This is a genomic window from Microbacterium lemovicicum (assembly GCF_003991875.1).
Lineage (GTDB): Bacteria > Actinomycetota > Actinomycetes > Actinomycetales > Microbacteriaceae > Microbacterium > Microbacterium lemovicicum.
In genome coordinates this window covers 2,125,945-2,151,319 of sequence record NZ_CP031423.1, presented here as the reverse complement: position 1 = coordinate 2,151,319, position 25,375 = coordinate 2,125,945, and the positions used below count along the sequence as shown (strand labels likewise).

21 protein-coding genes and 1 pseudogene are annotated in these 25,375 nt (G+C 72.3%); 9 read left to right on the top strand and 13 right to left on the bottom strand.

From position 1 onward, the window contains the following. Positions 1 to 8: 8 nt before the first annotated feature. Positions 9 to 2,570 (top strand): ATP-dependent Clp protease ATP-binding subunit, encoded by a 2,562-nt coding sequence (locus CVS47_RS10090; RefSeq protein ID WP_127095958.1) that lies wholly within the window; start codon positions 9 to 11, stop codon positions 2,568 to 2,570. A 137-nt stretch (positions 2,571 to 2,707) separates the two neighbouring features. On the opposite strand, the gene CVS47_RS10085 is transcribed toward CVS47_RS10090, so the two are convergent. Then, positions 2,708 to 3,499, bottom strand: coding sequence for an LLM class flavin-dependent oxidoreductase (locus tag CVS47_RS10085; RefSeq protein WP_127095957.1), 792 nt, complete (start codon positions 3,497 to 3,499; stop codon positions 2,708 to 2,710). Between the two features lie 199 nt (positions 3,500 to 3,698). Here CVS47_RS10085 and CVS47_RS10080 point away from each other — a divergent pair, with 199 nt between their 5' ends. Both CVS47_RS10080 and CVS47_RS10075 read left to right on the top strand, forming a co-directional pair. Next, complete coding sequence (locus CVS47_RS10080) at positions 3,699 to 4,118, top strand: DoxX family protein (RefSeq protein WP_127095956.1); 420 nt, start codon at positions 3,699 to 3,701, stop codon at positions 4,116 to 4,118. A 57-nt stretch (positions 4,119 to 4,175) separates the two neighbouring features. Further along, a complete protein-coding gene (locus tag CVS47_RS10075; protein ID WP_127095955.1) occupies positions 4,176 to 5,054 on the top strand; it encodes an LLM class flavin-dependent oxidoreductase in 879 nt (292 codons plus the stop codon). Positions 5,055 to 5,064: 10 nt separating this feature from the next. On the opposite strand, the gene CVS47_RS10070 is transcribed toward CVS47_RS10075, so the two are convergent. Beyond that, complete coding sequence (locus tag CVS47_RS10070) at positions 5,065 to 5,475, bottom strand: DUF6157 family protein (protein WP_127095954.1); 411 nt, start codon at positions 5,473 to 5,475, stop codon at positions 5,065 to 5,067. Between the two features lie 59 nt (positions 5,476 to 5,534). Between CVS47_RS10070 and CVS47_RS10065 the strand changes: the two genes are divergently transcribed. Then, complete coding sequence (locus CVS47_RS10065) at positions 5,535 to 7,058, top strand: ATP-dependent DNA ligase (RefSeq protein ID WP_127095953.1); 1,524 nt, start codon at positions 5,535 to 5,537, stop codon at positions 7,056 to 7,058. Between the two features lie 124 nt (positions 7,059 to 7,182). On the opposite strand, the gene CVS47_RS10060 is transcribed toward CVS47_RS10065, so the two are convergent. From CVS47_RS10060 to CVS47_RS10010, 11 genes and pseudogenes are all read right to left on the bottom strand, one after another. After that, positions 7,183 to 8,289, bottom strand: coding sequence for a class I SAM-dependent methyltransferase (locus tag CVS47_RS10060; protein WP_127095952.1), 1,107 nt, complete (start codon positions 8,287 to 8,289; stop codon positions 7,183 to 7,185). Between the two features lie 180 nt (positions 8,290 to 8,469). After that, entirely contained in the window at positions 8,470 to 9,738 is a 1,269-nt protein-coding gene (locus tag CVS47_RS10055) for a sugar ABC transporter permease (RefSeq protein WP_127095951.1), read from the bottom strand. Beyond that, on the bottom strand, positions 9,735 to 10,520 hold the full coding sequence (locus CVS47_RS10050) for an ATP-binding cassette domain-containing protein (RefSeq protein WP_127095950.1): 786 nt from the start codon (positions 10,518 to 10,520) through the stop codon (positions 9,735 to 9,737). The genes CVS47_RS10055 and CVS47_RS10050 overlap by 4 nt, the downstream gene beginning before the upstream one ends. 73 nt (positions 10,521 to 10,593) lie before the next feature. Then, entirely contained in the window at positions 10,594 to 11,682 is a 1,089-nt protein-coding gene (locus tag CVS47_RS10045) for a sugar ABC transporter substrate-binding protein (RefSeq protein ID WP_127095949.1), read from the bottom strand. Positions 11,683 to 11,957: 275 nt separating this feature from the next. After that, positions 11,958 to 13,112, bottom strand: a complete 1,155-nt coding sequence (locus CVS47_RS10040) for a sugar ABC transporter permease (protein WP_127097307.1) — start codon at positions 13,110 to 13,112, stop codon at positions 11,958 to 11,960. A gap of 92 nt (positions 13,113 to 13,204) precedes the next feature. After that, positions 13,205 to 14,095, bottom strand: a complete 891-nt coding sequence (locus CVS47_RS10035; RefSeq protein ID WP_241240347.1) for an ATP-binding cassette domain-containing protein — start codon at positions 14,093 to 14,095, stop codon at positions 13,205 to 13,207. Between the two features lie 61 nt (positions 14,096 to 14,156). After that, the gene (locus CVS47_RS10030; RefSeq protein WP_127095947.1) at positions 14,157 to 15,242 is read right to left on the bottom strand and encodes a sugar ABC transporter substrate-binding protein; all 1,086 of its coding nucleotides are present in this window, start codon (positions 15,240 to 15,242) and stop codon (positions 14,157 to 14,159) included. 9 nt (positions 15,243 to 15,251) lie between these two features. Next, the gene (locus CVS47_RS10025) at positions 15,252 to 16,439 is read right to left on the bottom strand and encodes an ROK family transcriptional regulator (protein WP_206502593.1); all 1,188 of its coding nucleotides are present in this window, start codon (positions 16,437 to 16,439) and stop codon (positions 15,252 to 15,254) included. Between the two features lie 74 nt (positions 16,440 to 16,513). Continuing rightward, the gene (locus CVS47_RS10020; RefSeq protein ID WP_127097305.1) at positions 16,514 to 16,789 is read right to left on the bottom strand and encodes an OST-HTH/LOTUS domain-containing protein; all 276 of its coding nucleotides are present in this window, start codon (positions 16,787 to 16,789) and stop codon (positions 16,514 to 16,516) included. Positions 16,790 to 17,188: 399 nt separating this feature from the next. Beyond that, positions 17,189 to 17,866, bottom strand: a pseudogene (locus CVS47_RS10015) (NYN domain-containing protein); the annotation flags it as partial. Further along, positions 17,859 to 18,866, bottom strand: a complete 1,008-nt coding sequence (locus CVS47_RS10010; protein WP_127095946.1) for a Gfo/Idh/MocA family protein — start codon at positions 18,864 to 18,866, stop codon at positions 17,859 to 17,861. The gene CVS47_RS10010 and the pseudogene CVS47_RS10015, both read right to left, overlap by 8 nt. A 66-nt stretch (positions 18,867 to 18,932) precedes the next feature. On the opposite strand from CVS47_RS10010, the gene CVS47_RS10005 reads away from it, so the two are divergent. The 5 genes from CVS47_RS10005 to CVS47_RS09985 all read left to right on the top strand — a co-directional run bounded on the left by CVS47_RS10005 (position 18,933) and on the right by CVS47_RS09985 (position 25,366). Next, positions 18,933 to 20,261 (top strand): M20/M25/M40 family metallo-hydrolase, encoded by a 1,329-nt coding sequence (locus tag CVS47_RS10005; RefSeq protein ID WP_127095945.1) that lies wholly within the window; start codon positions 18,933 to 18,935, stop codon positions 20,259 to 20,261. Positions 20,262 to 20,354: 93 nt separating this feature from the next. Next, positions 20,355 to 21,203, top strand: a complete 849-nt coding sequence (locus CVS47_RS10000; protein WP_127095944.1) for a sulfurtransferase — start codon at positions 20,355 to 20,357, stop codon at positions 21,201 to 21,203. After that, a complete protein-coding gene (locus tag CVS47_RS09995; protein ID WP_127095943.1) occupies positions 21,200 to 22,603 on the top strand; it encodes an NtaA/DmoA family FMN-dependent monooxygenase in 1,404 nt (467 codons plus the stop codon). Before CVS47_RS10000 ends, CVS47_RS09995 begins: the two co-directional genes overlap by 4 nt. Before the next feature lie 146 nt (positions 22,604 to 22,749). Further along, the gene (locus CVS47_RS09990; protein ID WP_127095942.1) at positions 22,750 to 24,387 is read left to right on the top strand and encodes a TIGR04028 family ABC transporter substrate-binding protein; all 1,638 of its coding nucleotides are present in this window, start codon (positions 22,750 to 22,752) and stop codon (positions 24,385 to 24,387) included. Between the two features lies 1 nt (position 24,388). Further along, complete coding sequence (locus CVS47_RS09985; protein WP_127095941.1) at positions 24,389 to 25,366, top strand: ABC transporter permease; 978 nt, start codon at positions 24,389 to 24,391, stop codon at positions 25,364 to 25,366. Positions 25,367 to 25,375: the final 9 nt, after the last annotated feature.

Here is a 25,375-nt window from a genome sequence, read left to right as displayed (position 1 = left end):
CACCAGGAATGCCTGAAGACTTCACCCCCGACGGCGCCGACAACGGCTCGAGCGCTTTCGACGACTTCCTCGCCCGCTACATCGAGGGCGAGCGCGCCCGCTCGTCGCGCTCGATCGACCTGAGCCGCTTTCTCAGCGCGCGCACCCAGTCGATCCTGCAGGACGCCGGGCGCTTCGCCCTCGAGCGCGGCCAGGGCGAGCTCGACGCCCTGCACGTGCTGCACGTCATCGTCCAGCACGAGCCGGCCGAAGACGCGGTGCGGCGCGTCGGCGCGGACCCCGCGCAGATCGCCCGCGCCGCCGCGGACCGCCTGCCGGCGCCGTCGACCTCGACCTCGGTCGACGCCGCGGTGATCGCGCCGTCGGTGCAGCGCGCGCTCTTCCACGCCTACCAGGTCGCCCGCGCGTCCGGCTCGACCTACGTCGACCCCGAGCACCTCTTCTTCGCCCTCGTCATCGGCCAGGACGCTCCCGCGGGCCAGGTGCTCGCGCGCGCCGGCGTCACAGCCGAGGCGCTGACGCAGGGCATGCGCGAGGAGGTCACGACCGCGGGCACTCCGGTGTCCGACGACGCGGATGCCGCGGCATCCGTCACTCCGATGCTCGACCGTTTCGGCACAGACCTCACCGAGCGCGCGCGCTCCGGCGCCCTCGATCCGGTGATCGGCCGGTCGGACGAGATCGAGCAGACGATCGAGATCCTCAGTCGCCGCACGAAGAACAACCCCGTGCTCGTCGGCGAGGCCGGCGTCGGCAAGACCGCGATCGTGGAGGGCCTCGCCCAGGCGATCGTCGACGGCGCCGTGCCGGAGCAGCTGCGCGACAAGCGCGTCATCTCGCTCGATCTGCCCGCGATGCTCGCCGGCACCCGCTACCGCGGCGACTTCGAGGAGCGCCTCACCCAGACGATGGACGAGGTGGCCGCCGCCGAGGGCGCCTACATCGTCTTCATCGACGAGGTGCACACCGTGGTCGGCGCCGGTGGCGGCGGCGAGGGAGCGATGGACGCGGGCAACATCCTCAAGCCGCGCCTCGCGCGCGGTGAGCTGCACCTCGTGGGTGCGACGACGCTCAAGGAGTACCGCACGATCGAGAAGGACCCGGCGCTGGAGCGCCGTTTCCAGCCCGTGCGCGTCGGAGAGCCCTCGATCGAGGACGCCGTGCTCATTATGCGCGGTCTCCGCATCGCCTACGAGCAGCACCACGCCGTGACCTACACCGACGAGGCGCTGCGCGCCGCCGTCGAGCTCGGTGACCGCTACCTGCCCGACCGCGTGCTGCCCGATAAGGCGATCGACCTCATCGACCAGGCCGGCGCCCGGCTGCGGCTGAAGCTCGGCGTGGCGGTCGACGTGTCGGCGCTGATCGCGCGCCTGGCCGAACTCGAGGCCGACAAGAACGCGGCCGTCTCGGCGGAGCACTACGAGGATGCCTCGCGCCTGCGCGACGCCATCGCCGAGGTGCAGTCGCGCCTGGATGAGGTCTCCGCGCGTTCGGCCATCTCGACCGATCGTGAGGCCGTGGTCGACGACACGCAGATCGCCGCCGTGATCAGCCGGGCCACCGGCATCCCCGTCAACCGTCTCACCGAGACGGAGCGCGGACGTCTGGCGTCGCTGGAGGGCGAACTGCACGAGCGCGTCATCGGTCAGGACGAGGCGGTCGCGGCTGTGGCCAAGGCGGTGCGTCGCAACCGCACCGGCATGGGCGACGCGCACCGTCCGGTCGGCTCGTTCCTCTTCCTCGGCCCGACCGGTGTCGGCAAGACCGAGCTGGCGAAGGCCCTGGCCGGATCCCTGTTCGACGACGACACCGCCGTCATCCGCTTCGACATGAGCGAGTTCGGCGAGCGGCACACCGTGTCGCGGCTCGTCGGTGCCCCTCCGGGATACGTCGGATACGACGAGGCCGGCCAGCTCACCGAGCGCGTACGGCGCAACCCGTATTCGATCGTGCTGTTCGACGAGATCGAGAAGGCGCACCCCGACGTGTTCAACCTGCTGCTGCAGGTGCTCGACGACGGACGCCTGACCGATGGACAGGGGCGCACGGTGGACTTCCGCAACACCGTCATCGTGATGACCTCGAACATCGGCAGCGAGTTCCTCGCGTCGCGCTCCGGCGCCATCGGCTTCCTCGCCGACGGCGGCGGTCCCACCGGCTTCGGCAGCGAGAAGGACCTGCGCGACCGCGTCATGGGTCGCCTGCGTGAGGCGATGCGGCCGGAGTTCCTCAACCGCATCGACGAGATCGTCACGTTCCGCAAGCTCGACCGCGTGCAGCTCGAGCGCATCGTGCACCTGCTGCTGCAGGCGACGAGCGCGCGGCTGGCCCGCCGCGAGGTGGCGCTGGAGGTCACGGACGCCGCGGCGGCCTGGATCGCCGAGCACGGCTACGAGCCGGAGTACGGCGCACGGCCCCTGCGCCGGCTCATCCAGCGCGAGGTCGATGACCGGATCGCCGAGCTGTTCGTCGACGGCGTGCTCGTGGACGGGGGATCGGTCACGGTGGATGCTGCGGACGGCGCCCTCGTCGTGACCGCCGGGGCGGAGCTCGCCCAGGCCGCATGACCCGCGCGGGGCGTTTCGCCCCGTCACCGCGCTTCCGCCTGACGACCGGCTCGCCCCGGCCGTCAGGCGGGCGCAGCGAGCCGCAGCGACCCCGCCGCCCTTCGCTCGCTCATTGAGCGAAGGGCGGCGAAATGCTGTCAGCCGCGCAGGTCGAGGGCCTCTGCCGCGGTGTCGACGAACCTCAGGTAGGCGTCGACGTCGTCGGTCGGGGTGATCGCGCGCAGCACGAGCTCGTCCACGGCGGCGGCGAACGTCTCCGCGCCGGCCGCGACGTCCTCGTCCCGTCGGGGAAGGACCGTGTCGAGTACGTCGATGCCGAGCCGCTCGAAGTTCGCCGCGTAGTTCGGGAAGCCGGCATAGCGCGCCGCCTCGGCGTCGCGTCGGCCGCGGGCCGCGGCATCCACCGACGTCCGGGCATAGAGGATGACCGAGGTGTCCGGTGCGAGCGCATGCGCCTCGCGCGCCTGGCCCGCGGCCGTCTCCGGGGTCAGCCAGTTCAGAAGCACCCCGTCGCCGTGCTCGACCGCGAGGGCGCGCATCTTCGGGCCGAGCGCGCCGACGACGACCCGCAGTGCCGCCTCCGCACGCAGGGTGTCGACGGTCTCGCGGACAGCCTTCAGGGCGCCGTGGCGGAGCTGCCCCGACCCGACGCCCAGCGTCAGTCGCGCGCGCGGAAGATCATGGGATGCCACGGCCGCCGCGATGTCGCCGGCCGATCGGCGGTCGACGGCGATGACGCCGGTGGCCAGGCCGATGCGCTCGGTGACGGCCGCGGCCGCAGCGAGGACGGCGAGGGAGTCTCCGTCGGCGGTGTCGTTGACCCACAGCGTGTGGAATCCGGCCTGCTCGGCCGCGACGGCCACGCGGGCGCCCGCGGCCGGTCCGAGGGATCCGGCGATGCCGAGGGAGAGGAAGCCGCGCGTGGTCATGGCTTCGAGTCTGCCGCAGGTTCGCGTCGTACGGACGTCGGAGGGTGCGGGCGTTTCGCGTCGCCGGCAGGGGCGCCGCGACGAGACGAGACGACGCCTGCACGGGCGCGAGCTGTGGCCGCGCCTCTTCTGCCCCGGCGGCTGACTCGATGAGACGGAACGCGGCGGGGCGCGCCGGGGCGGGTGGCAGACTGAGGCGATGAAGCGCTCCCGCAGGCGACCCGTCAGCCCGATCGACGTGACGCGGACGGTGGCCCGCTCGGGCCTGGCCGCTCTGCTGGTCGGGGCGGGGATCTCACACCTCTCGTGGGGCCGCCGCGGGTACCGGATCGTGGTGCCCGACTGGGCGACCACGATGCTCCGCACCGACAAGGACGCGATCGTCGTCGCATCGGGCGTCGTCGAGGTCATGCTCGGCGCCGCGCTCGTCGCGCTGCCGAAGGAGCGGCGCACCGTCGGCGCCGCGATCGCTGCATTCTTCGTGGCGGTCTTCCCGGGCAACGTCCACCAGTGGCGCACCGGGCGGTCCGCGCCCCTGCTCGACACCGAGCGCCGCCGCTTCGGCCGCCTGTTCCTGCAGCCGGTCCTCGTCGCGTGGGCACTCTGGGCGGGTCGCTGAAGCGCCTTCCCCGACCCGACCCGCGCGCCGACGCCCAGGGGCTGGCAGAGTGGACGGATGCCACGCATCGGAGCCATCTTCACGCCGTCCTTCCCGCCCGAGCGCCTGCGCAGCGCCGCCCTCGCCGCCGAGGCGGCCGGCGTGCCCGAGCTGTGGCTCTGGGAGGACTGTTTCCGGGAGTCCGCGTTCGCCGCGGCATCCGCCGTCCTCGCCTGGACCGAGACGCTGAAGGTCGGCATCGGGGTCTCGCCGATGCCGTTGCGCAACGTCGCCCTGCTCGCCATGGAGATCGCGACCCTCGAGCGGCTGTTCCCCGGACGGGTGATCCCGGGCGTGGGCCACGGCGTGCTCGACTGGATGGCGCAGGTCGGCGCGCGGGCGCAGTCGCCGCTGACGCTCATGCGCGAATACGTCCCGGCGCTCCGCGGCCTGCTCGCCGGTGAGGAGCTGAACACCGACGGGCGCTACGTGCGGCTCGACGGAGTGAAGCTCGACTGGCCGCCCGCGCAGGCCCCGGCCGTCATCGCCGCGGGGGAGGGGCCGAAGACGCTCCGCCTGACGGGGGAGGTCGCCGACGGCACGGTCGTGCCGTCGGGCTGGACGCCGGACCGCATCCGTGACGCCGTCGCCCTCGTGCAGGAGGGACGGGATGCCGCGGGTCGGGCGGGCACGCACGAGTTCATCGTCTTCGTCACCGCCGCGTTCGGCGCCGGGGCGGCGGAGCGCGTGTCCGCCGATCACGCCGCGTGGAGGAACGCGGCCGATCCGTCGCTCGACGTGTCCGGTGATCCGGAGGACGTCGTCCGCGCGATCCAGCCGTTCTTCGACGCCGGAGCGACGTCGGTCATCCTGCAGCCCACGGGCGATGAGCCCGACCTCGAGGGCTTCCTCGGCGGCGTGGGGGCCGTGGCCGCGCTGTCGGCCGCGCGCGGTTGACAGCGCAGGCTCAGCCGGCGCGGGACGACCGCATCGCCCGCGTCTGCGTGAGTGACGGGTCGGCGAGCAGCCGCGCGTACTCCTCGGACTCGACCGCCACGACGGCGACGCGGCCCTCGGCGTCGTGGTGCGTGCCCCACCCGAGGCGCTTGCCGAGCGGTGAGGATCGCAGGCAGGGCTGCCCCTTCGAGAAGAAGGCGGCGCGCGCCGCCGCGCGCTCCTCTTCAGGGACGCCGGCACGGCGGGCGTGGGTTTCGAAGAGGACGTCGTCGGAGGTGTACCGGTAGGGATGGCCGGCGATCAGCTCGTAGTGGAGCTGGGCGATGGTCGGCTGCTCGCGGTGCGCGGGCTCGGTGGCGGACTCCGCGGGGCTGTCGGGGGCCACGGCGATGAAGGTGTCGACGTAGTTGGTGGTGTGCACGCTCCGAGGGTAGCGTCCAGCCCCGACACGATGTCCGTACCCGATGCGAGGATGCGACCATGCTCCTGGCCGACCTTGCCGTGCTCACCGACGAGGTGGCGGGCCTGTCCGCCCGCACCGGGAAGGTGGCCGCGCTCGCGGCCTCGCTCCGCTCGCTCGGGTCCGACGAGATCATCCCGGCCGTCGGCTACCTCGTCGCGAGCCCCCGGCAGGGCCGTGTCGGCGTCGGCTGGCGCGGGCTGTCCACGCTGGCGCCACGACATGCCGTCGAGTCGACGCTGGGCATCGTCGACGTCGATGCCGCCCTCAACCGGCTGGTCGCGGCATCCGGCAGCGGTTCGGCCGCGATCCGCACCGCGACGCTCACCGACCTCGCCGAGCGCGCGACGGCGGCCGAGTGGGACTTCCTGTCGCGCGTGCTGATCGGCGAGCTCCGCACCGGCGCGCTCGAGGGCGTGCTCCTCGACGCCATCGCGTCGGCCTCCGGTCGTCCGGCCGCGGCCGTCCGCCGCGCCGCGATGCTGTCGGGCGACCTGGGGGCGACCGCCGTCATCGCCCTGACCGGCACCGAGACCGATCTCGACGAGGTGAGCCTGCAGGTCGGGAGGGCCGTGCTCCCCATGCTGGCCTCGACCGCCGCGACGCCCACCGAGGCGATCGGCATCACGGGCACGGCATCGGTGGAGTACAAGCTCGACGGCGCCCGCGTGCAGGTGCACCGCGACGGCGACGACGTGCGGGTCTTCACGCGCACCCTGGCCGACGTCACCCACCGCGTGCCCGAGATCGTCGAGGCCGTGCGCGCCCTCCCCGCGCGACGACTGATCCTCGACGGCGAGACGCTGTCGCTCGACGAAGACGGCGCGCCGCGCCCGTTCCAGGACACGATGGCCCGGTTCGGCTCGGAGACGGCACGGGAGGTGGCGCTGCGGCCCTGGTTCTTCGACATCCTGCACGTCGACGACCGCGACCTCGTCGACGAGCCGCTCTCGGTGCGACGCGCCGAGCTCGACCGCGTCGTCGGCGACCTGCGCGTGCCCGGCATCATCACCGCCGACGCGGAGGCCGCGGAGCAGCTGTCGCGCGACGCCCTGGCCGCCGGCCACGAGGGCGTGATGGTGAAGGCGCTCGACGCCCCCTACGCCGCCGGACGCCGCGGGAAGAGCTGGGTGAAGGTCAAGCCGGTCCACACCTTCGACCTCGTGGTGCTCGCGGCCGAGTGGGGTTCGGGGCGGCGACGCGGATGGCTGTCGAACATCCACCTGGGCGCCCGCGACGAGTCGGGGGAGTTCGGCGAGGAGGGCGGTCTGGTGATGGTCGGGAAGACCTTCAAGGGCCTGACCGACGACCTGCTGCGCTGGCAGACCGAGCGCTTCGCGGAGCTCGAGACGCGGCGCACCGCGATGACGGTGTTCGTGCGTCCGGAGGTGGTCGTGGAGATCGCGATCGACGGCGTGCAGCGCTCGACACGGTACCCGGGCGGCATCGCGCTGCGGTTCGCGCGGGTGAAGGCCTACCGGGAGGACAAGCTCGCGGCCGACGCCGACACCGTGCAGACCCTCCGCGCCATGCTCAAGGGCTGACGACGGAGCTTCGCGCCGACGCCCGGGCAGCCCGGCTTCTCAGCGCACTCGATCGGCGCCCTCGTCGGCGCCCGCGCTCGGCTTCCGCGCTCGGCGCCCGGCGGGAGGCGGAGGAGCGGCAGGCTCAGCGCGCCGTCGAGACCGTGACGGTGAACTTCGCGTTGCGGGCGATCTGGCGCGTCGGGCCGACCAGCTCCTCGAGGGCGGACCGATAGCGCTGCGGCGAGTTCCACACCGTCCACAGCTCGCCACCCGGCTGCAGCACGCGTGCCGCGTCGGCGAACAGGCGCAGCGCGACTCCGTCGTGCACCGCCGCCCCGATGTGGAACGGCGGGTTGAGGGTCACGAACCGCGCGCTGTCGGCCGGGCGCGACGACAGCGCGTCGTCGCGCACGACGCGCATCCGCTCGGCCACGCCGTTGGCGTCCGCCGTCGCGCGTGCCGAGGCGACGGCCGCGGCCGACTGATCCGTCGCGTACACGTGAGCGGCGGCATCCCGCATCGCGATGAACGCCCCGATGACCCCCGTGCCGCACGCGAGGTCGACCACCTCGTCGGGGAACGCGGCGGGCAGGTGCTCCAGCAGCAGCCGGGTGCCGATGTCGACCGACGTGCCGGCGAAGGCGCCGCCGAACGCGCAGACGACCAAAAGTCCGGGATGCTGCTGCCGCCGCGGCCGCGGATCGGCCCCGTCGTGCGGGCCGCGTGCGATCAGCACCCGTGACTTCTGGCGGGCGTGCGTCACGTCGACGCGGTCGAAGAAGCGCCGCAGCACGTCGTTCATGGCCACGGTCATGTGCTTGATGCGTCCGCCCGCGTAGACGACCGCATCCGGTGCGGCGTGGGCGGCGATGAGCCCGGCGATGTCCTCGAGGGCGTGGAGCGACCGGGGGAGCCGGAGCAGCACGACGCGCGCGCCGCGCACGAGGTCCGCGTCGAGGTCGAGCGAGCGCACACCCGCGTCGGGCAGCAGCTCGGCGGCGTTGGCCGCCAGGGCCTGCTCCCCGGTGAGCGCATCCTGGTGCACGCGCACCTCCTGGGCGCCGTCGGAGACGGCCGGGAGGGTCAGCGCTCCGTACCCGTCGCCGATGACGACGAGCTCTCCCGGGCCGGCCTGTCGCCGGTCGTCGGCGGACTCGTCCAGAAGAAGGAGGTCCGCGGCATCCCACGCCTGCAGCTCGGGCGCCTCGAGGTCGGGGCGGCGCCGGAGCGCATCGAACGGGAAGTCCACCCCCCGACGCTACCGTCGCCGGCCGCGGGACGACGACGAGGCCCCGGGGTACGACGAGAAGGCCCCGGGGTACGACGACGAGTCCCCGGGGTACGACGACAGGGTGGCCGGCATACGACGACGCGGTGGCCGCAGGTCCCGGGAGGGATGCTGCGACCACCGCGTCGGTGAACGGAACCGCTAGGTCCTCGCGCCGCCGGATCGGAGCCGCGAGACGGCGTCGACCGTGGCGGCGAGGATGAGCACGCCGCCCGTCACCAGCAGGTTGATGCCCGCCGGGAGGTTGAGCAGACCCAGTCCGTTGGTGATCACGGCGATCACCAGGGCGCCGATGGCCGCGTGGAGCAGCCGGCCGCGTCCGCCGAAGAGGCTGACACCGCCGACGACGGCGGCCGCGACGCCGCTCAGCACGATGTCGCGACCGACGGTCGCGTCCACCGAGCCGACACGCGCCACGCTGAAGAGCGCGGAGATGACGGCGAGGGAGGAGCAGATGACGAACGCCGTCCACTTGACCCAGCGCACCTTGACGCCCGAACGGCGTGCCGCCTCGGCGTTGCCGCCGATCGCGTAGATGTAGCGGCCGAACTTCGTGCGGTCGAGCACGAAGGTGCCGATCCACAGGATCACGAGCACGATCGGCACGATGATCGGAACGCCCTGGACGGCGACCACCGACTGCCCGCGGTCGGAGTTGAGGATGTAGACGGCCACCCCGCCGATGACGGCGATGACGGCGAGCTTGATCCACACGAGCGAGATGGCGCGGTTGGGCACCCCGGCACGCGTGCGGCGGGCGCGATCCCAGAACGACGTCGCCGCCGAGATCACGAGCATGACGACGAGCATCGCCCATCCGCCCCAGACCGGCAGGTTGCCGTTCTGGATCGCCAGCAGCTCGGGCACCTCGAGGCGGTAGAGGCCGCCGGGACCGATGATGACGAGGGCAAGGCCCTGGAAGCCCAGGAACAGGCCCAGTGTCACTACGAACGAGGGAATCCCCACCCTGGCCACGAAGAAGCCGATGAGCGCGCCGGTGATGATGCCGAAGCCGAAGCCGATGAGCAGCGCGAGGGGCCACGGGATGCCGAACTGCACGTTCAGCACGACGAACAGCGCCATCGCGACACCGCCGGTGACGCCGGCGGACAGGTCGATCTCGCCCAGCAGCAGCACGAAGACGAGCGCGATGCCGAGCATCACGAGCGTCGCCGCCTGGTTGAGGAGGTTCGCGAAGTTGCGCTCCGTGAGGAAGAACGGGCTGAGCGAGGTGAAGAGCACCGTCAGCACGACGAGACCGCCGACGGCGGGCAGGGCGCCCATGTCGCCGCCGCGCACGCGCTGCCACCATGCCTTGATCTGATCGCTCAGACCGCCTTCGACGCCGCTGCCGATGAGGTCGCTGGCGACCGGGTCCGGAGCGGCGTTGGTGCGGGTGTTGCTGCTCATTCAGCGCCTCCGGTGGGGATGTTGGTGGTGCCGATGAGCTCGACGCCCTGGGTCTTCGTGCCGGTGATGTAGCCGACGACGTCGTCGCGGTTCGTGTCCTTGGTCTCCAGCTGGGCGACCAGCTGCCCGAGGTACAGCACGGCGATGTCGTCCGCGACCTCGAAGACGTCCGCGAGGTTGTGGCTGATGAGCACGACGGCGACGTTCTGCTCCTTGAGACGCTCCACGAGGTGCAGCACCTGCTCGGTCTGCGCCACGCCGAGCGCGGCGGTGGGCTCGTCGAGGATCACGACGCGCGCCTTCTTCAGCACGGCGCGCGCGATGGCGACGGTCTGGCGCTGTCCGCCCGAGAGCGACGACACCTTCTGACGCACCGACTTGACGGTGCGCACCGAGAGCGACCGCAGGGTGTCGGAGGCCTCCTTCTCCATGCGGCCCTCGTCGAACGTGCCGCCGGAGAGCTCTTCGCGCCCGAGGAACATGTTCTGGACGATGTCGAGGTTGTCGCACAGCGCGAGGTCCTGGTAGACGACCTCGATGCCGAGCGCTCCGGCATCGCGCGGGGTGGCGAGGGACACGGGCGCGCCCTCGAAGAGGACATCGCCCTCGTCGTACGGCTGGACACCGGCGAGACCCTTGATGAGGGTGGACTTCCCGGCGCCGTTGTCGCCCACGAGGGCGGTGACGCGGCCGGGGTAGACGCGGAGGTTGACGCCCTTCAGGACGTTGACGGGGCCGAACGACTTCTTGACGCCCACGAGTTCGATGATCGGTTCTGGCATGCTCGCTTCCTTGCGGTCGATCACACACGAGGGCGCCGCGCCATGACGACGCGACGCCCCGGTGATGTGGGCCTTACTTGACGCCGTACTCCGTGCACTTGGCGGCGACGTCACCGGTGCAGACGTCCGACGCCGAGGCGTCGCCGTTCTCGATGACGGTCTTGACCTCTTCGGGTCCGACCAGGACGGGCGTCACCGAGATGTACGGGGTGCCGTCGTCGAGCTTCTGGTCGGCCGTCGGGGTCTCCTTGTTCAGCAGCTGCGTGACGACCTTCACAGCGGCATCCGCTTCGAGGGAGACCTGCTTGTAGACCGTGGCGGTCTGCCAGCCGAGCAGCACGTTCTGCAGACCGGCGACGTTCGCGTCCTGACCCGACACGGCGACGCCGGTCAGGTTGTTGTCCTGCAGGACCTTGATCACGCCGGCGGCGTTGGTGTCGTTGGCCACCCACACGCCGTCGACCTTGCCGCCGAGCGAGGTCAGCGCCTGCTCGAAGTTGGTCTGCGACTTGGCCTGGTCCCAGATTCCCGGGGGCTCGGCGGCCGGCTTGATGCCCGCGGCCTCCATGACCTTGACGGCGCCGTCCTTGAACATCTTGGCGTTGCCGTCGGTGGGGTCGCCGCCCATGTAGACGACGACCGCGGTCGCCGGGTCCTTGCCGGCGGTCTTGAGGCCGTCGAGGACGGTCTGGCCCTCGAGCTCGCCGACCTTCATGTTGTCGAAGGAGACGTAGTAGTCGGCGCCGGAGAACGGACGGTCGTAGGCGATGACCGGGATGCCCTCGGCCTTGGCCTTTGCGGCGACGGCCTCGGCCGCGCCCTGGTAGTCGGTCAGCAGCATGACGCCGCAGCCCTGGGTGAGCTGCTGGTCGGCGATCGTCGAATACTTGCTGACGTCGCCCTGGGCGTTCTGGATGTCGGCCTCGAAGCCGGCGTCGGTGAGCGCCTTCTGCAGGTACTCGCGGTCGAAGTTCTCCCAGCGGGGCGACGAGGCCGCATCGGGGAGGATCACGCACGCGCGTGCACCGGCGGCGGCCTCGCCGCCACCGCCTTCGGAGGATCCGCCACTGGCGGTTCCGCCACTGGAGCCGGCACAGCCGGCCAGCAGCAGAGCGGCCGCGCCGCTGAGAGCGGCTGCGGCCAGGAGGGAAGACTTCTTCATCTTGCGCCTTTCGTCATTGAATCCGCGATCCGGGTAGCAGACGGCGATCGCGGTACAGCGATCTTCTCCACTGCGGTTCTTGGCGTCAAGTCTTGAACGTAACGCTTTGGCAACACGGCGGTCTCCGTTCACGAACGGCATTCGGTGATCGCAGAAGTCGCACGCTCAGCCGGAGAAATGCGCAGTCGCCAGCGTTGATTCCCAGCACTCTGCCAAGTACGACCGCGACGGGTCTGCTCTGCGCCGCGCGAGCGTTCGTCCCTTGAACGCAGGGGTCAGGCGCGACCGGATGCTGCGCGAGACCGCCGCGACACCGAGTCGACGATCACGGCCAGCACCAGCACCAGGCCGGTCACCATGAACTGCACCGAGCTGGCCAGGCTGAGCAGCGTGAGACCGGAGGAGATCGACTGGATCACGGCGATGCCGATGAGCGCGGCGAACGCGGTGCCGCGACCTCCGAACAGGCTCGCTCCGCCGATGACGGCGGCGGCGATCGCCGTCAGGTTCGTGTCTCCTCCGCCGCTGCTCTGCCCGGCCGAGGACAGGCGGGCGGCGGCGAGGACGCCGCCGACGGCCGCGAGCGTCGAGCAGAGCATGAAGACGGAGATGTAGATGCGGTCGACGCGGATGCCCGCCCGGCGTGCGGCCTCCTCGGAGCCGCCCACGGCGTAGACCGCACGACCCCACCTCGTGCGGGTCAGGGTGAGGTGGGCGGCGACCACGAGCAGGAGGAAGAAGAGGAACATCACCCCGACTCCGCGGCTGAGATTGAGATACCACGCCGACACGAGCAGCACCGCGAGCAGCACACCCGCGCGCACGCCGATCTCGCGGAGGCTCTGGCTGTCGAGGTCGGCGGCCACCCGCCGCCGCGCACGGCGGAGGAGCGAGGAGGCGTAGGCCGCGGCGGCGAGCACCGCCGCGACGTAGGACAGCCAGGCGGGGAGGAACAGCTGCTGGGCGAACAGCACGATCCAGGAGTCGAAGGGGAGGTTGATCGAGCCGGTGTCGCCGAGCACCCACAGCTGCAGACCCAGGAACCCCAGCAGGCCGGCGAGGGTGATGACGAAGCTCGGCACGCCGAACCGCGTGTAGACGATGCCGTACAGCAGACCCACGCAGGTGCCGATCGCGACGGCGGCCAGCAGAGCGAGCGCCAGATTCCACTGCAGCTGCACGAAGGTGACGGCGAGCACCGCGCTGCCGAGTCCGGCGACCGAGCCCACCGACAGGTCGATCTCCCCGACGAGGAGCACGATCACCACGCCCAGGGCGATCGTGCCGATGGCCGCGCACTGCATGGTGAGGTTGACCAGGTTGCCGCTGGAGAGGAAGACCGGATTCAGGATCTGGAAGACGGTCCAGATCACGGCGAGACCGAGGATGACGGGCAGCGCCCCCAGGTCCCCGCCCCGCAGACGCGACATGACCGAGTCCGCCGCGCCGAGCACGCCGATGCGGTCGGTCGAGGTGTCCGCGACGGTGCTGCCCGTCGGCGTCCGACCGCCGCGCTCGCCGCTCACTCGCGGCCCTCGTCGCGGTCCCGCCGCCGGACGCCGGGCAGCGTGATGATCTCCGCCTCGCCGGGCGCACGCACGCGGGGCTCCGGAGCGCCGACGGGGTCGGCGGCGAGACGCGGGCGTGCGGCGATGGGTCTCGTCGCAGCATCCGCATCGCCGGCCGCCCTCCGGGTCACCGCGTTGTCGGTGGCGCCGGTGATCGCGGCGATGAGCATGGCGCTGGTGACGTCGGCGACGTTGTACACGCCGTTGTTGCGGCCCAGCCGCAGCACCACGACGCGATCCGCCACCGCCATGACGTCGGCCATGTTGTGGCTGACGAGCACCACGCCGTGGCCGCGCTCGCGCAGCCGCTCGATGAGGTTCAGCACCTCGGCGGTCTGGGCCACGCCGAGCGCCGCCGTCGGCTCGTCGAGGATGACGATGCGGGGGTCGCCGACCAGCGAGCGCGCGATCGCGACGGTCTGCCGCTGGCCGCCCGACAGGGCCGCCACCGGGATGCGCACCGAGGGGATCTTCGCCGACAGCTCACGCAGCAGCGACCACGTGCGCTGCTCCATATCGACCTCGTCGAGGCGTGCGCCCTCGACCAGCTCTCGCCCCAGCCACAGGTTCGCGACGACGTCGAGGTTGTCGCAGAGGGCGAGGTCCTGGAAGACGGTGGCGATGCCGAGGTCCTGCGCGTGCGCGGGTCCGGGGATGGTGACGGCGTCGCCGTCGAACTCGATCGTGCCGGCATCCGGGGTGTGCACGCCGGCGAGGATCTTCACGAGCGTGGACTTGCCCGCGCCGTTGTCGCCGACGAGCGCGACCACCTCGCCCTCGTTCACCCAGAAGTCGACGTCGACGAGCGCGCGGACGGCCCCGAAGTGCTTGCCGATGCCGTGCATCGTCAGCACGCGCTCCCGCGCGCGTCCTGTCCTGGGCTGTGTCACCGGATTCTTCCCGCGATCACCGGATCCCGGCCGCATCGCATGCCTCAGCGTAGTCGGGCGTGCAGATCTCCTGGACGCTCCACACCCCGTCGGCGACCACCGTCGCGAGGATGTCGTCGACCGTCACGGCGACCGGCTCCAGCAGCGTGGTCGGGATGCCGTCCTGCTCCATCGGAGCGGTGACCGTCTCGCCGCGGGCGAGGGCGACGGCGACGTCGGCGGCGCGCTCGGCCTGCTGCCGGATCGCCTTGTAGACGGTCATGTACTGGTCGCCGGTCACGAGGCGCTGGATGGCGGCGAGCTCGGCATCCTGACCCGTCACGAGCGGGAGGGGCGCGACGCCCGCGGCCTTGAGCGCGGCGATGGCGCCCCCCGCTGTGCCGTCGTTCGCGGCGTACACGCCGGCGATGCCGTCGCCGCGCTGGGCGATCTGACCGGCGACCCACTGCTGCGCCTTGTCGGGACTCCAGTCGGGGGTGTCGTAGGTCGCCAGCACGTTCAGTCCGCTGGCATCCAGCACACGTCGTGCCCCCGCGTTGAACTGGGCCGCGTTGCTGTCGGTGGGGGAGCCGTTGACCATGAGGATGCCGCCCCCGGCCTCTCCGCGGCCGGCCAGCCCGTCGACGAGCGCGGTCGCCTGCAGGAGTCCCACCTTCTCGTTGTCGAAGGACACGTAGTAGGCGATCCGGCCCCCGGAGATGAGGCGGTCATAGGCGATGACCGGCACGTTCTGCGCATTCGCCTGGCTGACGATCGTCGCCGCGGCGCGCCCGTCGACCGGGTCGAGCACCAGCACCTCGACCCCGGCCGCCAGAGCCGACTCGGCCTGCTGCTGCTGCTTCGCGGCATCCTGATCGGCGTTCGCGTACTGCACCGTGAAGTCGCCGGTGGCGGCGACCTGCGCCTCGAACCACGGGCGGTCGAACGTCTCGTACCGTGCCGTCTTGGCGTCGGGCAGCAGCAGCGCGATCGTCCCCTCGTTCGGTGCGGACGGGGCGCACGCGGTGAGGCCTGCCAGCACGCTCGCGATGACGACGAGCGCTCCCGTGCGGAGGGCGTGCCCGCGACGGGTCGACGGACGGGAGGAAAGCGGGAGCGGCACGACGGCGCCTCAGGCCGAGTAGGGCAGGGCTTCGGCGTCGACCGTGACGTGGTCCAGCGCGATCGCGATCGCCCCGCGGGCCTCGGCCCACTCTCCGAAGGAGGCGCCGACGATCTCGGGCAGGCCCGTGTCGGTGGCCAGCGCGCTGCGGTCGAGCGAGTGGCGCATCGGGGCCATCAGGATCTCGCCCGCCTGGCCGAGCTCGCCGCCGACGACGATGAGCTCGGGGTCGAAGAGGTTGCAGAGGCTCGCGGCAGCGATGCCGAGATGGCGTCCGGCGTCGGCGATGACGCGGCGGGAGCTGCCGTCGCCGTCCTCCGCCGCCTGGAGCAGATCGCCGAGCCGGTGCATGCCGTCGGACGGCGGGAACAGGGACAGCAGGGCGGGGCCGCCGGCGTACGTCTCGAGGCAGCCGCGGTTGCTGCAGCGGCAGATCGGGCCGTTCTCGTCGATCGTGACGTGGCCGATCTGGCCGGCCTTGCCGTTGACGCCGCGGAACAGGTCGCCGTTCACGACCAGTCCGGCGCTGATGGTGTGACCGACGCGGATGAAGACCGATGAGCCGACGCTGCGGCTGCTGCCCTCGCGGGCCTCCGCGAGACCGCCGAGGTTGGCCTCGCTGTCGACGTAGACCGGCCGGTCGATGCGCGAGGCGAGGTCGGCGCCGATGTCGACGCCCTCCCAGCCGCGGAGGAGTCCCGGCGTGGAGACCATGCCGGTGCGCGGATCGACGGGAGCCGGCAGCGCGAGACCGACGGCGAGCAGGTCTCCCACGCTGCCGCCGAGCGACTCCATCATGTCGCTGAGCAGGATCGCGAGGCGATCGAGCTCGGCGTCGTGGCGGTGATCGAGGGCGAGGGGGAGCGAGGTCTGCGCGACGATCGTGCGCGTCACGTCCGCGATGGCGATGTGCAGCTGCCGCGAACTGAAGTGCACGCCCGCGACGAGCCCGAGGCGCCGCGAGAGCGACACGAGGGTCGCGCGGCGACCGCTGCGCGAGGTGATGGATGTGTGCAGCAGCCCCGCCGCGGTGAGCTCCTTGACGATGTTGGAGACGGTCGCCGGCGACAGCCCCGTGCTGCCGGCGAGCTCCACCTGCGTGAGGCGTCCGTGGCGCTTCAACGACTCGACGAGCCGGGCTCTGTTGGCTTCGCGGAGCGAAGACTGAGAGCCTGGGGGCGAAGTCAGGCGGGCCACGAGCGTCACTTTACTCGACGGCCGCGCAGGGACAGAAGGATGCTGCGGCCCGCGGTCTCCCGCGGGGCCGCGCGTCAGGAGCGCGAGGGGTGCAGGCGCACCAGGCGCTCGTGACCGGTCTCCTCGAGTTCGGCGACGTCGGCGCGCGCCTTCACGAAGTCGTTGAACGACCGGAAGCCGAGCGCCTTCTCGCTGAACGACGGGTCCATGCGGCGCATGTGCGTCTTCACGGCGGAGCTGTGGAGCCACTCGGAATCGTCCTTCACGCCGAGCCGCAGCGCCCGCTCGAGCAGTCGCGTCGCGCTCTCCTGCGGGTCCTCCTCGTCCTGCTGGTCGTCCTCGACGACCATGACGCTCGAGGTCGACGGCGCGAGGAACAGCGAGCCGGCGTCGGCTCCGCCCTGTCCGGCGGCGCTCGCCGCAGCGGCGGCGGTGGAGGCCGAGGTCGCGCGGCGCGGACGGCGCGCGGGACGGGTGGCCGCAGCATCCTCATCCTGCGGCGCCTCCGCCTCAGCCTCAGCCTCGGGCTCAGCCTCAGGCTCCGCAGAGATCTCGACGACGGCCTCGGCGGCCTCCGCCGCGGGGGCCTTCGCACCGCGGCTGCGGGTGGTCCGGGCGGGCGCGGCCGCGGCGGCGTCCGACTCCGGCGCCGTCTCCGCAGCGGTGGCGTCGGCCGCGACGTCGGAATCGGCGGTGGGCTCGATCGGCTTCGACTCCGCGGCGGCCTCCTTCGACCCTCCGCGACCGCCACGACGGCGGGAGCTCTTCGCGGGTGCCGGCTCCTGCCCGGCGGCCGCGTCGTCGGCGGAGGCCTCGGAGGCGGCTGCGGGCGCGGAGGTGCGCGGCGCGCGGCGCGGCAGCGAGGGCACGCCCGGCAGCGAGTCGTAGGCCTCGAACTCGTCGCACGCGGCGGCGAGCGACTTGGCGGTGGAACCGGCCACCCCGACGCCGATGACGTAGCGGCCGAGCCGCTTGCAGCGCTGGGCGAGCGGCACATAGTCCGAGTCGCCGCCGACGATCATCACGTGCGTGAGGTCGGGGAGGCGGAACATGTCCTCGACGGCATCGACGGCCAGACGGATGTCGGCGCCGTTCTTGGCGTAGGCGGCGGCCGGGAAGAGCTGGACGAGGTCGACGGCGCGCGCGACGAGCTGCGAGCGATAGACGGCGTTCACCGGCGAGGACCAGTCGGCGTAGGCGCGTGTCAGTACGAGGGTGCCGAACGACGCTGCGAAGTCGATGATCGCGCCGACGTCGATGGTCGCGGCGGCGAGCCGCTCGGCGACATCGGGCGCGGTCGGATCCTCGGCGATGCGCTGACGGTCCTTGGCGTAGGAGTTGCGTCCGTGGACGCGGTCGTACCAGGACATGACGATGTTGTCGAAGTCCAGGTAGACGGCGACGCGATTGGTCTGCGGGTCAGCCATGATCTGCCTCTCCGGGGTAGCGGACCCCGATCGTCCTGCGCATCTCGTCGAGGTTCGCCATGATGGCGACGCTCTCGGCGATCGGCAGCACGTCGCTGTCGGTGCCGCCCTCCGCGATGATCCGTTCGGCGGCGAGCGCCTGGTACTGCATGCCCCGGCCCTCGACCTCGGAGACGTACTCCTCGAGCACGGTGCCGTCGGTCGCCGTCACACGGAACGACGTCGGGGTGTACCAGACGCGGTCGATCTCGATGCGGGCCTCGGTGCCGACGACGCTGGCCGTGTTCGGGCCCGCGGCACGGGAGGACGAGATGCTCGTGGACAGGGCCCCGGACGCGTGCGTGAAGATCGCCGCGATCTCGGTGTCGGCACCGGTCTCGCCGACGCGCGCGGCGACGGCGACCGTCGCGGGTGCGCCGAGGATGTCCCACGCGAACGAGACGGGGTAGATCCCGAGGTCGAGGAGCGCGCCGCCGCCGAGTGCGAGGTCGTTGAGCCGGTGCGAGGGGTCGTCGCTGATCTTCTGCGTGTGGTCGGCGGTCAGCGCGCGCACCTCGCCGAGCGTGCCGGCGGCGACGATCTCGCGGATGCGCACCATGTGCGGCAGGTAGCGCGTCCACATCGCCTCCATCGCCAGCACGCCACGTGCCGCGGCCGCCTCCTGGACGCGCGCGGCCTCGGCGGCGGTGAGGGTGAAGGGCTTCTCGACGAGCACGTGCTTGCCGTGCTCGATGAGCAGCAGCGCGTTCTCGGCGTGCGCGGGGTGAGGGGTGGCGACGTAGACGATGTCCACGTCGGGGTCGGCGGCGAGGTCCTCGTAGGACCCGTGGACGTGGGGGATGCCGAACTCGGCCGCGAAGGCGGCGGCGGCGTCGGGGCGGCGGGAGCCGACGGCGACGAGGTCGAGTCCTGCGGTGCGGAGGTCGGAGGCGAAGGCGTGCGCGATCCCGCCGGTGGCGAGAATGCCCCAGCGCAGACCGGTGGGGGCGGAAGAGGTCATGTGTCCGAGCGTACCGACCGCGGCGCCCGCCCGCGTCGGCGGAGCCCGCGCGGCTAGGCTCGGGCCGTGGCATCCCCGGTCGACCGCTTCCGTGATCTGCTCCGCATTCCGACGGTGTCCCACGTCGACGAGGCGCGCACCGTCTGGGCGCGCTTCGACGAGTTCGCCGATGCCCTCGCCGACCTCTACCCGCTGCTGCACGCGCGTCTCGAGCGCGACGTCGTCGCCGGTCACTCGCTGCTGTACCGCTGGCCCGGCCGCTCCGCGTCGGCGCCGCTCGTGCTCATGGCCCACTACGACGTCGTGCCGGTCGTCGAGGAGGAGTGGGAGCACGGGCCGTTCGCCGCGGATCTCGTCGGGGACGGGGAGGATGCCGCGATCCACGCCCGCGGGGCGATCGACGACAAGGGCGCGCTGGTGGCCGTCGCCGAGGCCGTGGAGCAGCTGCTGGCCGAGGGGGTGACGCCGGAGCGCGACGTGTACCTCTCCTTCGGCCACAACGAGGAGACCGCCGGCGACGGCGCGCGGGCGATCGTGTCCCTCCTGCGTGAGCGCGGCGTGCGGCCGGGTCTCGTGCTGGACGAGGGCGGGGCCGTCGTGGAGGGGGTGCTCCCCGGCGTCTCGGTGCCCACCGCCATGGTGGGCGTCGCCGAGCGCGGGGTGATGACGCTCGAGCTGGTCGTCCGCGAGGACGGCGGGCACGCCTCGACGCCGCCGGCCACCCCGGCCACCGTGCGCCTCGCCCGTGCCATCGACCGGCTCTACCGGCATCCGTTCCCCGCGCGCATCACCCCGCCGGTGCGGGCGATGCTCGCCACCGTCGCCCCGCACGCCGCCCGGCCGCTCAGCGCGGTCTTCGGATCGCTCGGCGTCACGGCGCCGCTGGTCGCGGCCGCCCTCACCCGGCTCGGCCCCGAGACGAACGCCCTCGTGCGCACGACGGCGGTGGTCACAGAATTGAGCGGCGCCCCCGCGGAGAACGTGCTCGCGACGACCGCGCGCGCCTCGGTGAACATCCGACTGCTCACCGGGGACTCGTCGATCGGCGCCGTCGCGCACGTCCGCCGCGCGATCGACGACCCGGCCGTCGAGGTCGTGGTGCGGCACGCGTCCGAGCCCTCGCCGGTCTCACCCTGGCGCGGCGAGGAGTGGCGCCGACTCGCGGGCGCCGTGCGCGACACGCTCGGCCAGGACGTCGTGACGACGCCCTACCTGCAGCTCGGGGCCAGCGACAGCCGCTGGTTCACCGAGCTGAGCACGCACGTCTACCGCTTCACGCCGTTCGCGATGAGCCGAGCCGAGCGCGACGCGCTGCACTCCCACAACGAACGCATCCGGGTGTCGTCGTGGCTGCGGGGCATCGGCTTCTACCGGGCCCTCATCGCCGCGTCCTGACGCGACGGACGGATGCCGCGGCGCCGGCGGGCGTGTGTCGAACTGTTGCCGGGCGCCTGCCGGGACCCGGCCGCGGCGGGGCACGATGGCCGCATGCCTCTTCTCACGACACCCGCCGACCTGGCCGAGCTGATCGCCGCCGAAGACGCCGTCCGCGTGCTCGACGTGCGATGGCGACTGGACGCCCCCGACGGCCGCATCGCCTACCGTGCCGGGCACATCCCCGGCGCCGTGTACGTCGACCTCGACCACGAGCTGTCCACCCACGGCGCCCCGCAGGACGGACGTCACCCCGTGCCCGACCGCGACACGCTGCAGGCGGCCGCACGCCGGTGGGGTGTCTCGAACGGTGACACGGTCGTCGTCTACGACGATGCGGGATCCGTCGCGGCTGCCCGTGCCTGGTGGCTTCTCAGTCGCAGCGGCATCACGGACGTCCGCGTAATCGACGGCGGTCTGCGCGCCTGGACCGGCGACGGCCGCGCGCTCGAAGAGGGACAGGTCGTCCCCGTCCCCGGCGACGTCGACCTCGAGCCCCTTCTCCCGGGCCTGGACATCGACGAGGCCGCCGCCTGGCCTGAGAACGGCGTGCTCCTGGACGTGCGCGCCCCCGAGCGCTACCGCGGCGAGACCGAGCCGATGGACCCCGTGGCCGGGCACATCCCCGGCGCCGTCAACCTTCCGACTCCCTCGTTCACCGACGCCGGGCGCTTCCGCTCGCCGGACGAGCTCCGTGCGGCGTTCGCCGGCGCCGGCGCGCGCGACGACGTTCCCGTCGCCGCCTACTGCGGCTCCGGCATCGCGGCCTCTCACGCCGCGCTCGCCGGAGCACTCGCGGGCATCGAAGTCACGGTCTATCCCGGTTCGTGGAGCCAGTGGTCCCAGACGCCGGGCCGGCCGGTGGCGACGGGCGCGGAGCCGCACGGCGGAGCGCCGGCATGACCGAGCCGTTGATCTTCGGCGCCATGGTGCGCACCCTCGGCGCGCATCCGGCCGGGTGGCGCCACCCCGGGGCGCACGCCGATCCGACGGACGACGCCGCGATCCTGCGCCGCATCGCACGGGTCGCCGAGGCCGCCGACCTCGACTACCTCTTCTTCGGCGACTGGCTGGCCACGGGCCCCGACCTCGAGTTCCGCGACCCGTATCTCCTCGCCCGCATCGACCCGATCAGCGCGGTGCTCTACCTGGCGTCGGTGACCGAGCGCATCGGCCTCATCGCGACCGTGAACACCACCTACGCCGACCCGTACGCCACGGCCCGGGCCACCGCATCCCTCGATCTCCTCACCGGCGGCCGCGGCGGCGTCAACCTCGTCACCGGCGCGGAGCCCCGCGCAGCCGGCAACCACGGCCGCGACGCGCACGCCGACAACGCCGGCCGCTACGACCGGGCGGAGGAGTTCGTCCAGGTGCTGCGGCGGCTGTGGGAGTCGTGGGACGAGGGCGCCTGGATCGCCGACCGCGACTCCGGGGTGCTCATCGATCCGGACCGCCTGCGGCCCGCGGCGTTCGAGGGGGCGGCGCTGCGCGTCGAGGGTCCGCTGAACGTCGCCCGGCCGCCGCAGGGCCACCTGCCGCTGGTGCACGCCGGCACGTCGCCGCGCTCGCGCGCCCTCGCCGGCTCCGAGGCCGACCTCGCGCTCATCGCCGCGCCCGACATCGACGCCGCCCGCATCGCCCGGGCCGAGCTGCGCGCCGCCGCGGCCGCCGCCGGACGGGATCCCGCCTCGGTGAAGGTGATCGCCCCGGTGCTGCCGGTCGTGGCCGAGACGGATGCCGCGGCCCGCGCCGTCGTCGACCGGCTGCTGCAGCTGGTGCCGCTCGCCGACCGGCACGGAGAGCGGACGGGGTTCCCCTCGGGGCGGACGCTGACGGGGTTCCTCGACGCGATCGAGCTCTCCGTCGACCACGAGGCCCGCACCGCTCGACTGGACGACGTCGTCACCCCGGGCGTCGTGGCGCAGTTCGGCGCGACGGGAACCCGCATCGTGGAGCTCGTCGCTCAGCGCACCGGCCGTCGCGCGGGCGCCGATCGTGACGAGACCGCCCTCACCTGGCGGCACCTGGTCGCCGCGCACGCGGTGCCGGCGGCCTTCGTCGTCGGAGATGCCGCGACCATCGCCGACCACTTCGAGAGCTGGCGCGACGCCGGGGCCGCCGACGGCTTCAACGTGCTCTCCGCCTTCCAGCCCGGCCAGTTCGAGGCCTTCGCCACCCTGGCCGTGCCCGAGCTCCGTACCCGCGGTCTCCTCGGCCGCTCCGGCGCGACCCTGCGCGACCGGCTGGGCCTGGGCGCACCGCGTCTGACGTACACGACCGCGGTCGCCGCAGCATCCTGAGGCGCCTCACGAGGCGTCCGTGTGACGCCCCGTGACGCTCCGTGACGGCCGGTGTCCTGCCGTGTCGTCATCTTCGGCAGCCGGTCCGACGGCTCCGTAGCGTGGCCGACGTCCCGCACCACCCCCGTGCCCCAGGAGAGCCCTCCATGAATCGTCCCGTCCTCCGCGCCGCGGCCGGCGTCCTCGCCGTCGCGGTCGTCGCCACCCTCACGGCCTGCGCCTCCGGCAGCGCGCCGACCGGCTCGGCCGCCCCGGCCGGCGACCCCGTCACCGGGGGAACCCTCACCTACCTCGAGCACCAGGCGTACACGAACCTCTACCCGCCGCAGGCCGGCTTCTACCCGAACGGCGGTCTGGTCAACAACCTGAACGCGCGCCTGACGTGGCAGAACCCCGAGACGCTCGAGATCGAGCCGTGGGTCGCGACCGACTGGACCGTGAACGCCGACGCCACCGAGTACACGTTCGATCTGCGCGACGACGTCACCTTCTCCGACGGCACGCCGCTGGATGCCGCGGCGGTGGCCAAGAACTTCGACACGTACGGTCTCGGCGCCCCCGACCGCGGACTGACCGTCTCCGAGGCGATCAACAACTACGCCTCCAGCGAGGTCGTCGACGCCGACACGGTGGTCTTCCGCTTCTCCGCTGCCGCGCCCGGGTTCCTGCAGGCCACCTCGACCATCACCTCCGGCCTCGTCTCGCCGGCCACCCTCGACCTCTCGCTCGAGGACTTCGGTGCCGGCAACGCGGAGAAGATCATCGGCAGCGGCCCCTTCACCGCGACCGACGAGAAGATCGGCACCGAGATCACGCTGACGGCACGCGACGACTACGACTGGGCGCCGGCGACCGAGGGCCACCAGGGCCGGCCGTACGTCGACGCCGTGAAGATCATCGTCACCCCCGAGGACAGCGTGCGGATCGGCTCGCTGCTCGCGGGCCAGGCGGACTACATCCGCTACGTCCAGGCGTTCGACGAGCCGCGGGTCGAATCCTCCGGCTTCCAGCTGTTCGCTCCGCAGACCCGCGGTGTGAACAACGGGCTCAGCCTGCGCTTCACGAACCCGCTGCTGAGCGACCTGCGGGTGCGCCAGGCCCTCGTCGCCGGTGTCGACGCCCAGGAGGTCGTCGACACGCTCTTCACCGCGAACTACCCGAAGGCCACCTCTGCTCTCAGCTCGAGTGCGCCCGGGTACAAGGACGAGTCGGCGTTCTACGCCTACGATCCGGAGAAGTCCGAGACGCTCCTCGACGAGGCCGGCTGGACGGCCGGTTCGGACGGCATCCGCGAGAAGGACGGCCAGCGCCTGTCGCTCACGGTGTACGAGGCGGCCCCGCAGCCGCTGTCGAAGCAGACGCTGGAGCTCGTGGCGCAGCAGCTGAAGAAGATCGGCGTCGAGCTGAACGTGAAGGCCGCCGACTCCGGCACCTACGCCGCCGACATCAAGGATCCGCTCAAGACCCCGCTGTACCACTCGATGGTCGGGCGCGCGGATCTCGACGTCATCAAGAGCCAGTTCTTCACCAAGAACCGGAACACGCTGCTCTCCGACGACGCGCAGCTCGACCAGCTGCTGCTGAACGTCGCGGGCGACCCCGACCCGGCCGCCCGCATCGAGGACTCCCAGGCCGTGCAGGACTACCTCGCCGAGCAGGCCTACGTGATCCCGCTGTTCGAAGAGCCGCAGGTCTACGGCGTCGCGCCGTACGTCCACGGCGTCGAGTTCGAATCCGTCGCCCGTCCGCTGTTCTACGACGTGTGGCTCGGCGACAAGGGCTGACATGGGCTACGCGCTCCGACGCGCCGGGCAGGCCGCGATCGTCCTGATCGCGGCCTTCACGGCCACCTTCCTCCTCCTGCAGCTGCTGCCGGGCGACGCGATCCTGATCAAGTTCGAGAGCCCCGAGCTGGGGCTCTCGCCGGAGCAGATCGCCGACATCCGCGCGCTCTACGGCGCCGACGTGCCGGTGTGGCAGCAGTACCTGCACACACTCGGCGGCTACGTCCGCGGCGACTTCGGCTACTCATCCCAGTACGGCACCGAGGTGCTGCGCCTGATCGCCGACGCGCTGCCGGCCACCGCGGCGCTCGCCGCGCTGGGGTTCGGCGTCGCGGCGCTCCTCGCGGGCGCCATCGCGTTCCTGTCGACCCTCGCACCGTTCGCCTGGCTGCGGGGGGCGCTGCGCGCCCTGCCGGGCCTGTTCGTGTCGGTGCCGGTGTTCTGGCTCGGCATCCTGCTCATCCAGGTCTTCTCGTTCGGACTCGGCTGGGTGCCGATCGTCGGGGCCGACCCGGTGGCGGCGCTCGTCCTGCCGGTCCTCACGCTCGCGGTGCCGATCTCGGCCCCGCTCGCGCAGGTGCTCGTGCGCAGCATCGACGAGGTGCGGCTGCAGCCGTTCGCGACGGTCGTGCGGGCCAAGGGTGCGTCGGAGTCGTGGCTGCTGTGGCGCTCGGTGGCGCGCAACGCGATCCTGCCCACCCTCACCATCGCCGGTGTCCTGCTGGGCGAGCTGATCGGGGGAGCGGTGGTCACCGAGACCGTGTTCGGACGCGCGGGCATCGGGCGCCTCACCGAGCAGGCGGTCGCGAATCAGGACATCCCCGTGCTGCAGGGCATCGTGGTGCTCGCCGCCCTCTCCTTCGTCGTCGTCAACCTCGCCGTCGACCTGCTCTATCCGGTGCTCGACCCCCGGCTGCGCCTGAGTGCCCGGCGGACGCGTGTGCGCCTGCCCGCCACGACCTCGGAGGTGACCGCGTGAGCGCATCCA